11 protein-coding genes are annotated in these 14,875 nt (G+C 74.4%); 2 read left to right on the forward strand and 9 right to left on the reverse strand.

Annotated elements, in window-relative coordinates; genetic code table 11:
- Positions 1 to 22 precede the first annotated feature (22 nt).
- Positions 23 to 1,522: an Asp-tRNA(Asn)/Glu-tRNA(Gln) amidotransferase subunit GatB gene (gene gatB / locus ACVCAH_RS09875; protein ID WP_447135751.1), complete on the reverse strand. Its 1,500-nt coding sequence runs from the start codon at positions 1,520 to 1,522 to the stop codon at positions 23 to 25.
- A gap of 149 nt (positions 1,523 to 1,671) precedes the next feature.
- On the reverse strand, positions 1,672 to 2,778 hold the full coding sequence (locus tag ACVCAH_RS09880; protein WP_447135752.1) for a WD40/YVTN/BNR-like repeat-containing protein: 1,107 nt from the start codon (positions 2,776 to 2,778) through the stop codon (positions 1,672 to 1,674).
- 15 nt (positions 2,779 to 2,793) lie between these two features.
- Here ACVCAH_RS09880 and ACVCAH_RS09885 point away from each other — a divergent pair, with 15 nt between their 5' ends.
- Positions 2,794 to 3,840 (forward strand): helix-turn-helix domain-containing protein, encoded by a 1,047-nt coding sequence (locus ACVCAH_RS09885; protein WP_447135753.1) that lies wholly within the window; start codon positions 2,794 to 2,796, stop codon positions 3,838 to 3,840.
- Positions 3,841 to 3,951: 111 nt separating this feature from the next.
- On the opposite strand, the gene gatA is transcribed toward ACVCAH_RS09885, so the two are convergent.
- The 4 genes from gatA to ligA form a co-directional block, all read right to left on the reverse strand.
- Positions 3,952 to 5,433, reverse strand: a complete 1,482-nt coding sequence (gene gatA, locus ACVCAH_RS09890; RefSeq protein ID WP_447135754.1) for an Asp-tRNA(Asn)/Glu-tRNA(Gln) amidotransferase subunit GatA — start codon at positions 5,431 to 5,433, stop codon at positions 3,952 to 3,954.
- On the reverse strand, positions 5,430 to 5,735 hold the full coding sequence (gene gatC / locus ACVCAH_RS09895) for an Asp-tRNA(Asn)/Glu-tRNA(Gln) amidotransferase subunit GatC (protein ID WP_447135755.1): 306 nt from the start codon (positions 5,733 to 5,735) through the stop codon (positions 5,430 to 5,432). Before gatC ends, gatA begins: the two co-directional genes overlap by 4 nt.
- 160 nt (positions 5,736 to 5,895) lie before the next feature.
- Positions 5,896 to 8,598, reverse strand: coding sequence for an EAL domain-containing protein (locus tag ACVCAH_RS09900; RefSeq protein ID WP_447135756.1), 2,703 nt, complete (start codon positions 8,596 to 8,598; stop codon positions 5,896 to 5,898).
- Positions 8,599 to 8,793: 195 nt separating this feature from the next.
- A complete protein-coding gene (ligA, locus tag ACVCAH_RS09905) occupies positions 8,794 to 10,929 on the reverse strand; it encodes an NAD-dependent DNA ligase LigA (protein WP_447135757.1) in 2,136 nt (711 codons plus the stop codon).
- Between the two features lie 512 nt (positions 10,930 to 11,441).
- On the opposite strand from ligA, the gene ACVCAH_RS09910 reads away from it, so the two are divergent.
- On the forward strand, positions 11,442 to 12,065 hold the full coding sequence (locus ACVCAH_RS09910) for a type II toxin-antitoxin system PemK/MazF family toxin (RefSeq protein ID WP_447135758.1): 624 nt from the start codon (positions 11,442 to 11,444) through the stop codon (positions 12,063 to 12,065).
- Positions 12,066 to 12,337: 272 nt separating this feature from the next.
- Here the strand turns inward: ACVCAH_RS09910 and ACVCAH_RS09915 are convergent, their stop codons facing one another.
- From ACVCAH_RS09915 to ACVCAH_RS09925, 3 genes are all read right to left on the reverse strand, one after another.
- A complete protein-coding gene (locus ACVCAH_RS09915) occupies positions 12,338 to 13,354 on the reverse strand; it encodes an ADP-ribosylglycohydrolase family protein (RefSeq protein ID WP_447135759.1) in 1,017 nt (338 codons plus the stop codon).
- A 111-nt stretch (positions 13,355 to 13,465) separates the two neighbouring features.
- On the reverse strand, positions 13,466 to 13,831 hold the full coding sequence (locus ACVCAH_RS09920; protein WP_447135760.1) for a VOC family protein: 366 nt from the start codon (positions 13,829 to 13,831) through the stop codon (positions 13,466 to 13,468).
- 36 nt (positions 13,832 to 13,867) lie between these two features.
- The gene (locus ACVCAH_RS09925; RefSeq protein WP_447135761.1) at positions 13,868 to 14,872 is read right to left on the reverse strand and encodes a methionine synthase; all 1,005 of its coding nucleotides are present in this window, start codon (positions 14,870 to 14,872) and stop codon (positions 13,868 to 13,870) included.
- Positions 14,873 to 14,875: the final 3 nt, after the last annotated feature.

Consider the following 14,875-nt stretch of genomic DNA (forward strand, 5'->3'; position numbering starts at 1 on the left):
TACGCCGGCTGGGCGGGGTGGGTCAGGCCTGGGCGCCGAGGCGGGACAGGATCAGCTCGCGGACGGTCTTGGCGTCGGCCTGGCCGCGGGTGGTCTTCATGACCGCGCCGACCAGGGCGCCGGCCGCCGCGACCTTGCCGCTGCGGACCTTCTCGGCGATGTCGGGGTTGGCGGCGATCGCCTCGTCCACGGCGGCGGTGAGCGCGCCGGTGTCGGAGACCACCTCCAGGCCCCGGTTGTTCATGATCTCGGTCGGACTGCCCTCGCCCGCGACCACGCCCTCCAGCACGGTACGGGCCAGCTTGTCGTTGAGCTTGCCGGCGTCCACCAGGCCCTGCAGCTCGGCGACCTGCGCCGGGGTGGCCCCGGCGTCGGCCAGCTCCACGCCGGTCTCGTTGGCCCGCCGGGACAGCTCGCCGAGCCACCACTTGCGGGCGGCGGCCGGGCTCGCCCCGGCGGCCACCGTCTGCTCGATCAGCTCGACCGCGCCGGCGTTGAGCACCGACTGCATGTCCAGGTCGGACAGGCCCCACTGCTCCTGCAGCCGGCGCCGGTGCAGCCGGGGCAGCTCCGGCAGGGCGGCCTTGAGCTCGGCGACCCAGGCCGGGTCCGGCGCGAGCGGCACCAGGTCCGGCTCCGGGAAGTACCGGTAGTCGGTCGCGGTCTCCTTGGACCGGCCCGGGGTGGTGTCCCCGGTGTCCTCGTGGAAGTGCCGGGTCTCCTGCGTGATCCGGCCGCCGGCGTCGAGGACGGCGGCCTGCCGCAGCATCTCCGAGCGGACCGCCCGCTCGACCGAGCGCAGCGAGTTGACGTTCTTGGTCTCGGTGCGGGTGCCCCACTCCTGGCCGGGCAGGTTCAGCGACGTGTTGACGTCGCAGCGCAGCGAGCCCTCCTCCATCCGCACGTCGGAGACGCCCAGCGAGCGGATCACGTCGCGCAGCTCGGTGACGTACGCCCGGGCCACCTCGGGGGCGAGCGCTCCGGTGCCGGCGACCGGCTTGGTGACGATCTCCACCAGCGGGATGCCGGCCCGGTTGTAGTCGACCAGCGACTCGGTCGCGCCGTGGATCCGGCCGGTGGCGCCGCCGACGTGCAGCGTCTTGCCGGTGTCCTCCTCAAGGTGCACCCGCTCGATGCCGATCCGCACCAGCTCGCCGTTCACCTCGACGTCCAGGTAGCCGTCGACGCAGAGCGGCTCGTCGTACTGGCTGATCTGGAAGTTCTTCGGCATGTCCGGGTAGAAGTAGTTCTTCCGGGCGAACCGGCACCACTCGGCGATGGAGCAGTTCAGCGCCAGGCCGATCCGGATGGTCGCCTCGATGGCCGCCTTGTTGGCCACCGGCAGCGAGCCGGGCAGACCGAGGCAGACCGGGCAGACCCGGGTGTTCGGCGCGCCACCGAAGTCGGTCGGGCAGCCGCAGAACATCTTGGTGTTCGTGCCCAGCTCGACGTGGGTCTCCAGGCCGATCACCGGTTCGAAGCGCGCGACGACCTCGTCGTACGCGGGCAGTGTCGTCGTCATCTGAGCTCCAGGCGCGATCCGGACGGAACCGGTCCAGCCTAATGGGGTTGGCTGGGCTCACCACGCCCGGGTTTGCATCCGGGCTCGTCCGTGCCCCGGCCCGCCCCCGGCGGCCCGCCCGAGGAGCGATCCCCGGGCGGGCGCCCGGGTCAGCGTTCCTCGACCAGGCCGAGGTACATCACGCGCGGGTCGGCCGGGTTGAAGGCGACGCTGGCAATACCGTCGTGCGGGTTATGCTGCGAGGTCAGCCGGCCGGTCGACGCCTCGTACCGGTAGAGGTCGGTGCCGTAGCCACCCCACCACGTGCCGAACGCGAAGTACAGCACGTCGGGGTCGACCGGGCTGGGCCACATGGGGGTGCCGTTGATCAACGTGGCCTGCGTGCCGTCGAGGACCGACAGGAAGCTGCGCCCGCCGTCGGTCGAGCGCCAGATGCGCCGCGCGGAATTGTCGTTCAGGCTGAGGTCGTAGCCCTCCAGCCACACCGTCCGCGGGTCAGCCGGAGAGAAGGCCACGGAGAAGCCGTTCGCGCGCCCAGTGGCCCCGACCCCGGACGACCGCAGCCAACTACGGCCGCCGTCGAACGTCACGAAGCTGCCGTTGCTCATGGTGCCGGCGATGACGTGGTCGCGATCACTCGGATCGATCGCCGCCTCGTAGAGGAACTGGTCCGTCCCGACCAGCGCCCCCACCGGAGCCCAGGTGGCGCCACCGTCCACGGAGTCGTAGATCTGCCCGGCCTTGCTGACCACCCGCAGGACCCGCGCGTCGGTCGGGTCCACCGCCAGCGCGACCACGCCGTCGTACGGTACCGGGCCGTCGACCTCGCTGACCTGGTCGCCCTGCACCCGGTAGATCGGCTGATCGTTGATGCCGTACACGTACGCGTGCCCGTCCGGCCCGGCGGCGACGTCGTACGCCGCCAGGTCCAGCTGCGTGGTGGCGATCTGCTGCCAGTTGCAGCCGGCGTCGGTGGAGCGCTGGATCGACCGCTTCGAGATGGCGACCAGGGTGTCCGGCGTGTTCAGCGCGGTGAGCTTGGTGTAGGCGACCGGGGTGAGCGCGGTCGTGGTGGGACTCAGGAACGCGCCGCCGGAGCGGGTGAACGTCGCCGAGCCGTCGCCCTGCACCACGCCGCACTGCGGGCGGTGCCAGCCGTCGTCAGCGGCGGCGGGGACTGCGGTGGAGAGATTGACGGCGCCGGCGGCCGTAACGGCCAGTACCAGGGCACCGCCCTTCAGTCGGGAGAAGATCATGAAGCATGTCTAGACGTGGACGTGCTCCGATCGCCACAGTTGCGGGTGACCGAGCCCGGCCATGGCCTGGATCGGTCACCGCACGAACGGGAGGGGCTCGGGGTGTTCGAGTCGTTGGGTCTGACCCCGGTGGAGGAGTCGGTCTACCTGGCCCTCCTGGAAAGACGACAGTCGAAGGTGCCGGAGCTCGCCCAGCAGATCGGGGAGAGCCTCCGCGTCGTCCGTGCGGCCACCGAACGGCTGGAGGACCTCGGCTTCGTCAGCCGCCTGGTCGGCACGGAGACCCGCCTGGTGGCGACGCGCCCGGACGTCGCCGTGAACGCCCTGGTCGTGCGGCGCACCGAGGAGTTCACCAAGGTACGCCGCGCCGCCGAGCGGATGGCGGAGGAATTCCCGCAGGAGCAGCTCACCAGGCCGGACCAGCTGCTCGAGATCGTCACCGGCCGGGCGGCCGTCGAGGCTCAGTTCGTCCAGCTCACGCACGGCGTGACGAAGGAGCTACTGGTCCTGGATCGCCCGCCGTACGCCCAGGAGGTGGCGTCCGCGAACATGTCCGAGAACGATCTGCTCGGCCGGGACGCCAGCGTGCGCGGGATCTACGCCCCGGAGGCCTTCGAACTGCCCGGCGCCTTCGAGCAGGCGATGGCCTCGGTGGCCGTGGGAGAGCAGGCCCGGGTACACACCGACGTGCCCCTCAAGCTGGCGATCGGCGATCGGTCCGTGGCGCTGCTGCCACTGGCCAGCGAACGCGCCGTGGACGCGGCGCTGGTGGTGCGCGCGCCGATGGTGGTGTCGGCGCTGGTGAAGCTCTTCGAACTGCTCTGGGCGCAGGCCACGCCGTTGCCGGCCTGGGATCCGGAGCAGCCCGCGACCGGGGCCGACGACCTGGACCTGCGGCTGCTGCAACTGCTCGCCACCGGCCTGAAGGACGAGGCCATCGCCCGCGAACTGGGGGTGAGCGTACGCACGCTGGGGCGCCGCTCGTCCGCTCTGCTCACCGCCCTCGGTGCCCGCACCCGCTTCCAGGCCGGGCTGCAGGCCGGGCGCCGCGGCCTGGCCTGACCGGCGACCGCCCGCCCGGACCGCCCACCTCGGCCACTCGCCGAGGTACCTGCCGACCGGACGGGACCGGCGCTGGCGGAAGTCGCCGGCGCCGGTGAGCCGCGTCATGTGCTACAGCGCCGGTGGGGTGAACGTGCCGACCGTGGACTCCAGCGCGGCGGCGACCCGGTACATCCGGTCGTCGGCCATCGTCGGGGCCATGACCTGCAGGCCGACCGGCAGCCCGTCGGAGAGTCCGCACGGCACCGAGATGCCGGGGCCGCCGTACAGGTTGGTCGGGATGGTGAACAGGTCGGCCAGGTACATCTGGTACGGGTCGGAGGTGCGCGCCCCGACCGGGAAGGCCACGAACGGGGTGGTCGGCGAGATCAGCGCGTCGACCTTCTCGAAGGCGGCGGTGAAGTCCCGGGTGATCAGGGTGCGGACCTTCTGCGCCTGCCCGTAGTAGGCGTCGTAGTAGCCCGACGAGAGCGCGTATGTGCCGATCATGATCCGGCGCTTGACCTCGGGGCCGAAGCCGGCCTCCCGGGTCAGCGACATGACCTCCTCCAGCGACCGGTTGCCGTCGTCGCCGACCCGCAGGCCGAACCGGACGCCGTCGAACCGGGCCAGGTTGGAGGAGCACTCGCTCGGCGCGATCAGGTAGTACGCCGGCAAGGCGTACCGGAAGTTCGGGCAGGACACCTCGACGATCTCGGCGCCCAGCTTGGTCAGCGTGTCGACCGACTCGCGGAACGCGGCCATGACGCCCGGCTCGGCGCCCTCGCCGACGAACTCGCTGACGATGCCGAGCTTCACCCCGGTCAGGTCGCCGGTCGCGCCGCGCTTCGCCGCCGCCACCACGTCCGGCACCGGCTGCGGGATGGAGGTGGAGTCGGCCGGGTCGTGCCCGCCGATCACCTCGTGCAGCAGCGCCGCGTCGAGCACGGTACGGGCGCACGGGCCGGGGGTGTCCAGCGAGGAGGAGAACGCCACCAGGCCGTAGCGGGAGGTGCCGCCGTACGTCGGCTTCGCCCCGACGGTGCCGGTGACCGCGCCCGGCTGGCGGATCGAGCCGCCGGTGTCCGAGCCGATCGCCAGCGGCGCCTCGTACGCGGCCAGCGCCGCCGCGCTGCCGCCGCCGGAGCCGCCCGGGATCCGGCTCAGGTCCCACGGGTTGTGGGTCGGGCCGTACGCGGAGTACTCCGTGGAGGAGCCCATCGCGAACTCGTCCATGTTGGTCTTGCCGAGCATCACCGTGCCGGCCTCGCGCAGCCGCCGCACGATCGTCGAGTCGTACGGCGGGCGCCAGCCCTCCAGGATCTTCGAGCCGACGGTGGTCGGCACGCCCTTGGTGGTGAGCACGTCCTTGACCGCGACCGGCACCCCGGCCAGCGGGCCGAGCCGCTCGCCCGCGACGCGGCGCTCGTCCACCGCACGGGCGGCGGCCAGCGCGCCCTCGGCGTCCACGTGCAGGAAGGCGTGCACCCGGTCGTCGACCGCGGCGATCCGGTCCAGGTGGGCCCGGGTGACCTCGACGGCGGAGGTCTCGCCCGCGGCCACCAGGCCGGCGATCTCCGTCGCGGTCATTCTGGTCAGATCGGTCTGGGTCATGACGCCACATCCTCATCCAGGATCCGCGGTACGCGGAACCGCTGCTCCTCGGCGTCGGGCGCGCCCGACAGCGCCTCCTCCGGGGTCAGGCACGGCGTCACCACGTCCTCGCGCAGGACGTTGGTCAGCGGCACCGAGTGCGAGGTCGGCGGAATGTTCGCGGCGGCGACCTCGCCGACCTGGGCGACCGCCTGGAGGATCACGTCGAGCTGACCGGCGAAGGTGTCCAGCTCCTCCTCCGTGACGGCGAGCCGCGACAGTCGCGCCAGGTGCGCGACCTCCTCGCGGGAGATGGCGGCCATCAGTGCCCCCTTCGTGACTGTGCTGCTTCCTCCGGGCGGTGTGCCACGCGGCGGTGGAGCGTGACGCGCGGTGACCGGAGCGAGTCTATTGTTCCGCCCCGGCGGCGCGTCCCCGACTCCCCCTCCCGCCACCGGTCGGATCTCCGCGCGGCGGGCCGGGTCACCGGGTCGGGCGGCGCGGCAGGTCGCCGTCCGGGCCGCCGGCCGGCCGCACCGGGCGGTAGCGGGCCAGCCAGCCGACGAGTTCCTCGGCCGGCATCGGGCGGGCGTAGAACCAGCCCTGCGCGGCGTCGCAGCCGGCCGCGTACAACATCCGCCAGGTCCGCTCGTCCTCGACCCCCTCGGCGACCACCCGCAGCCCGAGCGCCCCGGCCAGCTCGATCATCGACCGGACGATCGCGGCGTCGTCGGCGTCCTCGGCCATCCCGAGGACGAACGAGCGGTCGACCTTCACCTCGGAGAGCGGAAGCCGGCGCAGGTGCTGCAACGACGAGTAGCCGGTGCCGAAGTCGTCCAGCGCGATACCGACCCCGATCCGGTGCAGCCGGGCGATGGTGGCCAGCACCCGGCGCGGGTCGGCCATCAGGGCGCCCTCGGTGATCTCCAGTTGCAACCGCTGCGGCGGTACGCCGTACCGGGAAAGGCGGTCGGCGATCTGGTCGGCGATCTCCCCGGTGTGCAGGTCCCGGACGCTGACGTTCAGCGCGGCCCGCAGCCCGATGCCGGCCGCCGACCACTTCGCGAGCTGCTCCACCACGTCGTCGACGACCCGCCGGGTGAGCAGCCGCATCACCGCGCTCTGCTCGGCCACCCGGATCAGCTCCTCCGGGTCGACCATGCCCCGCCGCGGGTGCCGCCAGCGCAGCAGGGCCTCGACGCCGACCACCTCGCCGGTGGCGATGGCGATCTGTGGCTGGTAGTACATGGTGATCTCGCCCGCGTCGGTGGCCGGACCACCGGCCTGGGCCGCCCCGGACGCCGGCCGGGCCTCGCCGTTGCGGCCCGGCAGCGACACTTGGCCGCCGGGCCGCGCCCCGCCCACCGGTTCCCGCTGCCACCCGGTCTCCGCCGCCGGTCGCCGATCGACGGTGGGGGCACCGGCCGCCCGCTCGCGCGGCTGCCGGTCGACCAGGGGATCGGTGCCGCTTCGGCGCCGGATCGGGTCGGCGCCGGTGAGGATCCGGGCGATCAGTTCGTCGTCCTGGTGCGCCGGGTCCGGCCGGTGCCGCCGGCGCCGGGACCACCACCGGCGGGCGGGGCGGCCGTCCGCCGTCCGGCGGGCGGGCCGCCCGGGCCCGGCCGTCGCCGGGTCGTCCGGCACCGCCTCCGCGCCGGGCAGCGCCGCCGCACCGTTCGACACCGCCTCCGCGCCGGGCAGCGCCGCCGCACCGTTCGACACCGCCGGCGTGCCGGGCAGGCTCGTCCCCGGCGCGGGCAGGGTGGCGCCGTCGCCGCCGCGCGCCCCGGTCGGCCCGACGGCCGATCCGGCCCCCACCGGGCCGGCGCCGGCCCGGCCGCCCGTGGACGGATCCCCGGCGGCCGGGTCGCCGGTGGACGGGCCGGCCTCCAGCACCCGGCGCAGGTCGGCGAGGAGCCCGAGCCGCTCGGCGGAGTTGTGGTCGGACTCGGCCGCGTACACCGCCACTGTGTCGTTGCGGTGCTTCGCGTCGTACATCGCCACGTCGGCGTGGCGCATGAGGGTGGCGAAGTCCTCACCGTGCTCGGGGAAGAGGGCGATGCCGATCGACCCGCCGACGTCCAGCGGCAGCCCGTCCAGCGACACCGGCTCGGCCAGCGCCCGCACCACCCGGTCGGCCAGGTCCCGCGCCTGCCCGACGTCGGTGAGCCCGGTCATCACGATGGCGAACTCGTCACCGCCGAGCCGGGCGACCATGTCCGGCTCGCCGACCACCGTGGTCAGCCGGGCGCTCACCTCGACCAGCAGCCGGTCCCCCACCGCGTGGCCGAGGGCGTCGTTGACGTTCTTGAACCGGTCCAGGTCGATCAGGAGCAGCGCCAGGTGCGCGTCCGGCTCCCCGCGGGCCGCCCGCTCGGCGTGCCGGTGCACCTGCTCGCCGACCTCGGCCAGCAGCGCCTTGCGGTTGGGCAGGCCGGTGAGCGGGTCGAGGGAGGCCACCTGCTGCTGCTCGACGGTGAGTCGGGCCATCCGGTACACGGCGAAGAGCGGCACCAGCACCAGCGGGATCAGCGCGGCGCTGGCCCGCGCCGCGGCGACCAGCACCGGAGCCAGCAGCAGCAGCGAGCCGGTGGACAGCAACTCGAACGGCAGGCCCTGTCGGGCGGCGGGCCACCAGCGGTCGCCGAAGCGCAGCCGGACGGCCGCGCTGACCAGGCCGTAGTTGACCACGAACCAGGCCAGCGTGGCACCACCCACCGCAGCCACGTCCGCCCCGTGCAGCCGGCCACCCTCGAAGATGCCGTCCGGGCCGAGCCGGGTGACGCCGTACGCGGCGGCCAGGGCGCAGGCGTACTGGCCGGCGTTGAAGGCGGTGCGCCATGGCGCGTGCCCCATCCGCCACCCGGAGACCAGCACCGCCACCGCCTGCACCGCCACCGCCGGGCCCAAGCCCCAGCCGAGCAGGATGGCGAAGGTGAAGCAGGTCGACGGGAAGACCGCGGAGGACTGCCGCCGGCCCGGCGGGACGAACGGGCGGGCGTCGCAGCCGATCGCGAGCACCGCCATCGTCCAGAACGCCGCCGGCAGCCCCGACACCTGCTCCGGAAGCGCGGCCACCGGCCCCGCCGAGACCAGTACGGCGAGGGCGAGCACCGCGGCCACGAAGGCGGAGAACGGGCCCGCCCGTCCAGGTGGGACGGAGTTGCGCGGATCGGCGGTCTCCATCACACCTCCCGGGACGACGTCGCGGCGCGCGTTCACGCGCCGTGCACCAATGAAACGCCCTCGGTGCCGGGTTCCCCGGTACGACAGTCACGAATCGGTCGTACTCGTAATTAAGTTGGTATACGCGGCTGAGTGCCCGCAAGATCCCCATCCGTCCCGATGAGCTGGCAACCGCCCCGCCGGGACGGGCGGCGGTCAGCCCTCGACGCGGGCGACCTCGCGGGCGGCATCCGGCCCCGCGTCGAGCAGCACCCGGAAGCCCTCCTCGTCGAGCACCGGCACCTTGAGGCTGGCCGCCTTGTCGGCCTTGGAGCCCGGGTTGTCGCCCACCACCACGAAGCCGGTCTTCTTGGAGACCGAGCCGCTCACCTTCCCGCCCCGGGACTGGATCGCCTCGGCCGCCTGGTCGCGGGAGAAGCCGGCCAGGGTGCCGGTCACCACCACGGTGACCCCCTCCAGCGGGCGCGGGCCCTCGTCCACCGCCTCCTCGGCCATCCGTACCCCGGCCTCGGCCCACTTGCGGACGACCTCGCGGTGCCAGTCGACGGCGAACCACTCGCGGATGCTGGCGGCGATGGTCGGGCCCACCCCGTCGACCGAGGAGAGCTCCTCCTCGCTGGCGGTGTCGATCGCCTCGATGGAACGGAAGTGCCGGGCCAGCGCCTGCGCGGCGGTGGGGCCGACGTGCCGGATGGAGAGCGCCACCAGCACCCGCCACAGGTCGCGTTCCTTGGCCACCGCCAGGTTGTCGAGCAGCTTCACGGCGTTGCTGCCCAGGCTGCCGTCCTTGTTGACAAAGAACGGCGACTTGGCCAGCTGGTCGGCATCGAGCTGGAACAGGTCGCCCTCGTCGCTGATGATCTGCGCGTCGAGCAGCGCCGCCGCCCCCTTGTAGCCGAGCACCTCGATGTCGAAGGCGCCCCGGCCGGCGAGGTGGAAGACCCGCTCCCGCAGCTGCGCCGGGCAGCTGCGGGTGTTGGGGCAGCGGATGTCGACGTCGCCCTCCTTGGCCGGCGCCAGCGGGGTGCCGCAGGCCGGGCAGGTGGTGGGCATCACGAACGGGCGGGCGTCGGCGGGGCGCAGGTCGACCACCGGGCCGAGCACCTCCGGGATCACGTCGCCGGCCTTGCGCAGTACCACCGTGTCGCCGATCAGCACGCCCTTGCGCTCGACCTCCCGGGCGTTGTGCAGGGTGGCCAGCGCCACCGTGGAGCCGGCCACCCGCACCGGCTCGAGCACCGCGAACGGGGTCACCCTGCCGGTACGCCCGACGTTGACGTCGATGTCGAGCAGCTTGGTGGTCACCTCCTCCGGCGGGTACTTGAAGGCGATCGCCCAGCGCGGCGCGCGGCTGGTGGAGCCGAGCCGGCCCTGGATGGAGACCGGGTCGACCTTGACCACCACGCCGTCGATCTCGTGCTCGACGTCGTGCCGGTGCTCGGCGTAGTAGGCGATGTACTCCGCGACGCCGGCCAGGTCGGGCACCACCCGCCACCGGTCGCTGGTCGGCAGGCCCCAGGCCTTCAGCGCCGCGTACGACTCGGACTGCGCCGTCGGCTGGAAGCCGCGGCGCGCGCCGATGCCGTGCACCACCAGGCGCAGCGGGCGGGACGCGGTGATCCGGGGATCCTTCTGGCGGAGGCTGCCGGCGGCGGCGTTGCGCGGGTTGGCGAACGGGGCCTTGCCCTGCTCGACGAGGCCGGCGTTGAGATCGGCGAAGCCCGCCACCGGGAAGTAGATCTCGCCGCGGACCTCGAGGAACTCGGGCACGTCGGGGAACTCGGCCGACGGCGTCAGCTGGCTCGGCACGTCGCGGATGCTGCGCACGTTGGCGGTGACGTCCTCGCCGGTGCGGCCGTCGCCGCGGGTCGCCGCCCGGACCAGCCGGCCCCGCTCGTAGGTGAGGTTGATGGCCAGGCCGTCGACCTTGAGCTCGCAGAGGTAGGGAACCGGGCCGCCGGCGTCCCGTTCGACCCGCTCGGCCCAGCCCGCCAGCTCCTCGTCGGCGAAGGCGTTGTCCAGCGAGAGCATCCGCTCCGCGTGGGCGACCGGGGTGAAGTCGGTGGAGAAGGTCCCGCCCACCCGCTGAGTCGGCGAGTCAGGCGTCCGCAGCGCCGGGAACTGCTCCTCCAGCGCCTCCAGCTCGCGCAGCTGCCGGTCGAACTCGGCGTCGGTGATCGTGGGCGCGTCCAGCACGTAGTAGCGGTACTGGTGCTCGGTCAGCTCACGGCTCAGCGTGGCGTGGCGCTCCCGGGCATCCGGGGTCGGCTCGCCACCCGCAGCCGCCTCCTGCGCCGGGCTCACCTGCTGCGGGACGGCATCCTCGGACACGGCGCCCCCTCCGAACCCGTCGCCGGTCCCAGACACGTCGCCGCTGTTGGACACGCTGCCCCGCCTGGACACGTTGCCGCTCTTGGACACGTAGTGCGACCTCCCTGATCACGCTCTCCCCGCACGGTATCCGGCGGGTGGGACAATCCGCCGCCCACCCGCCGCGCCCGGCACGCGACCCCGGCCGGGTTCGTGATCGACTCGACAGACGGCACGTCGCGGTGTCCCGGCCAGTCGCGAGCCCGACATGCCGCAACCCGAGTCGATCGCGGCCTCCGCAACCGGCACCGCGCCGGCCCGCGCCGCACCGCTCGCGCCAGGCCGCCTGTAGCCAGCCGCCGTGCCGACCGTACCGGCGCCGGCGGCAGGCTGGCGTCGGAAGGTGCGCTGGCCCGGCCGGCCAGGGCTTCCGGCGACGCGGCCTCCACCGTGCGAGGATCGCCGGACGGTGGGCGCGCGGCCACCGCCGGACGAGCTCGCGCGCGCCGGACCGGCGAGAGGCAGGGGTACGGATGCCGGAGTGGCTGCTCTGGGCGGCGGCGATCGTGCTCGCCGTCGCGGCGGGTTGGGCCTGGAGTGAGCTGCGCCGGCGCTCGGGCCGCCGCGCCCCGGCCGGCCGCCGGAGCGCCGGCGAGCGTCCCGCTGCCCGGGGTGGGCCGGGGCGTCCCGGCGACCGGGGGCGTCCCGAGCGTCCCGGCGACCGGGGGCGTCCGGAACGTCCCGGCGCCCGACCCGGTCGTGGTGCCCCGCCGCGCTCCCCGGGGCGGTCCACCGCCCCGCCCCGCCCCCGTGGCGCCGACCGGGCGCCCGCCGGCGCGCCCCGGCCGGGCGAGATCTGGTGGGCCGACGTCCCGTACGCCGACGGCACCGGCTCCAAGGTGCGCCCCTGCCTGGTGCTGCGCGTGGACGGCCGGGCCGCCGAGGTGCTGAAGATCACCAGCCAGGACAAGAGCGACCGGGACGACCACATCCGGATCCCGACCCGGGACTGGGACCCGGACGCCGACCACGACAGCTACCTCGACATCGGCGACCCGATCCCGGTTCCCCTACCGGCCTTCCAGGACCGGGCCGGCCCCTGCGACGCCATCCTCTGGCGCCACCTCCGCACCCTCCCCCACCTCCCCACCCCCTGACCACCAGCTGCGGGCGTTGCCCGCCTCGATGATCTGCGGATACCCCTGGCCTCCCACCGGCCCAGGGCCCCCACCCGCGGCCCACCGGCCCACCGGCCCACCGGCCCACCGGCCCACCGGCCCACCGGCCCACCGGCCCACCGATTGATCATGAAGTTTGCGTCAGAATCGGCGGCTCCGATGACGCAAACCTCATGATCAACACGAGCGGGACGGGAAGGGGCGGGGGTCGGTCGGAAGGGGGCGTCGGCGGGTGGCGGGTGGCGGGAGGGTCAGGGGTGGGTGGTGGCGAGGGTGGTGAGTTGGTCGGCGTACTCGATGCGGGTGGCCCAGTCGGCGGGCCAGGCGGACATGCCGGCGGCCGCGCCGACGAAGGCGCCGGCCAGGGCGGCGATCGAGTCGGAGTCGCCGGCCGTGGTGGCACCGCGGGCCAGGGCGCCGACCGGGTCGTCGGCGTGCCGGATGGCGCAGTACAGGGCGGTGGCCAGCGCCTCCTCGGCCACCCAGCCCTCGCCGGTGTGCCGGCACGGGTCGCCGCCGTCGTCCGGACCGGCCAGCGCGGCGGCCAGCCGGTCCAGCGCCGAGCGGCACTCGTCCCAGCCCTGGGCGATGAAGTCCGCCGGCGTCGCCGCCGCGCCCGCGCGCTGCCAGAGGTCGCCGAGCCAGTCCGCCCGGTACGTACGGCGCTGCTCCCGGGCCCGGTCGGTGAGCAGCCCGGGCAACTCGGCGAGCGCGGCACCCTCGCGCAGCAGCCGCACCGCGTACGCGGTCAGCTCGCTGGCCGCCAGGCCGGTCGGGTGACCGTGGGTCAGGCCGGCCTGGAGCTGGGCCAGCCCGGCGAGGACGTCGAGGTCGACGTCGAGCAGCCCGACCGGGGTGACCCGCATGTTCGCGCCGCAGCCCTTGGAATCGACCACTGTCGCCTCCTGCCAGCGCAGCCCCCGGTCCAGCTCGGCGCAGGCCCGCAGGCAGGTCACGCCCGGGGCCCGGTTGTTGTCGGGGCTGACCGCCCAGTCCAGGAAGCGCCGGCGCAGCAGCGGCTCGACCGCCTCCGACGTCCACGCCGGAGCGTCGTGCAACGCCCAGCCGACCGCCAACGCCATCTGGGTGTCGTCGGTGACCAGCACCGGGTCACCGACGAGTTCCCGGGGGCCGGCCGGGCCGTACCGGCGGACGATCTCGGCGACGGTCAGGAACTCGGTCGGGCGGCCCAGCGCGTCACCGTAGGCGAGGCCGAAGAGCGAGCCGGCGGCCCGCTGGAGCGAGGAGTCGATCACACCCGCGATCATGCCCGGCGCCCGCCACACCGGCCGCACTCCGCCAGCGGCGGGGCACGGTGAGAACGCGCCGGCGGCCCCTCGCGGTCGCGTGAGCCGGCGTCGACCCGAGCCGGTGCCTGGTCAGTCCCAGCAGAGGCAGAACGGGTGACCGGCCGGATCCGCGTAGACCCGGAAGCCCTCGCCCTCGCCGGGCAGCCGCCGGGCGCCCAGCGCGAGCGCCGCCTTCTCGGCGGTCTCGATGTCGTCCACCGTCACGTCGAGGTGGAACTGCTGGGGCCGCTCCGGATCCGGCCAGGACGGCGGACGCAGGTTGGGCGCGTACTGGAACGCCAACCTCGGCTGGTGCCCGGGCCGGCCGCCGAGGACCACCCAGTCGTCCTCGCAGTCCTCCTCGATCAGCGGCAGGCCGAGCAGCTCGGCGTAGAACGCGGCCAGGGCCCGCGGGTCGGGGCAGTCGATCACCGTTGAGCGCAGCTGTCCAATCATGCCCGTCATCCTGCCCAGCGGGTACGACAGGAAACGTCAGTCCTCGGCGAGCCGCCGGCCCGCGTCCCGGCAGGCGGCCAGCACGGCGCGGGCGTACTGCGGCGGGGCGCCGGCGAGCCCGCAGGCCGGGGTGACCACGACCTGCTCGGCGAGCCGGCGGCGGGGGAAGCCGAGGCGGTCCCAGAGCTGGCGTACCCGGTCGGCGACCTCGGCCGAGGTGGGTGCGCGGCCGGTCGACGGCGGCCGGGTGGGCGCGGCGCCGGCCAGCAGGCCGAGCCCGGCGTCGATCGCCTCGCCCAGCGGATCCAGCTCGGTGACCAGGCTCAGGTCGAGCGCCACTGCGGCGGCCCCGGCCGAGCGGATCAGCTCCAGCGGCACGTCGGGGGCGCAGCAGTGCACCACGGTGGGCACCCCGGCCGCCTCGACCACCGTCCGCAGCAGGGCGGCGGCGTCGCCGGACTCCACCGCCCGGTGGGTGCCGAGCCCGCTCTCGGTGGGCACCCGCCCGGCCAGCACGGCCGGCAGCGACGGCTCGTCCAACTGGAGCAGCACGGACGCGCGCGGCAGCCGGCGGGTGACCGCCGCGACGTGCCCGCGGATTCCCTCGGCGAGGGACCCGGTGAGGTCACGCACCGCGCCGGGGTCGCCCAGCATCCGGCCACCGATCGGCAGCTCCAGCGCGGCGGCCAGGGTGAACGGCCCACCGGCCTGCACCTTCACCGGTCCGGCGTACTCCTCGGCCTGCTCGGCGAGCTGATCGAGGTCGCGTTCCATCAGGTCGCGGGCCCGGCGCAGGTCCCGGCCGGGCCTGAGCGCGATCCGCCAGCGGGCGGCGTAGAGCTCGACCGGCAGCTCGACCAGCAGCCCGGCCGTCCGGCCGATCAGGTCGGCCCCGGGGCCGCGCGCCGGCAGCTCCGCGAGGTGCGGCAGGGCGGGAAGCTCACCGAGGACGATCCGCTGCGCCTCGGCGATGTCGGTGCCGGGTAGCGAGCCGATGCCGGTCGCCGCGCCGGCCGGCCACGGCCATGCCTGGTCTGTCACGGC

Source organism: Micromonospora sp. LZ34 (genome assembly GCF_052981855.1).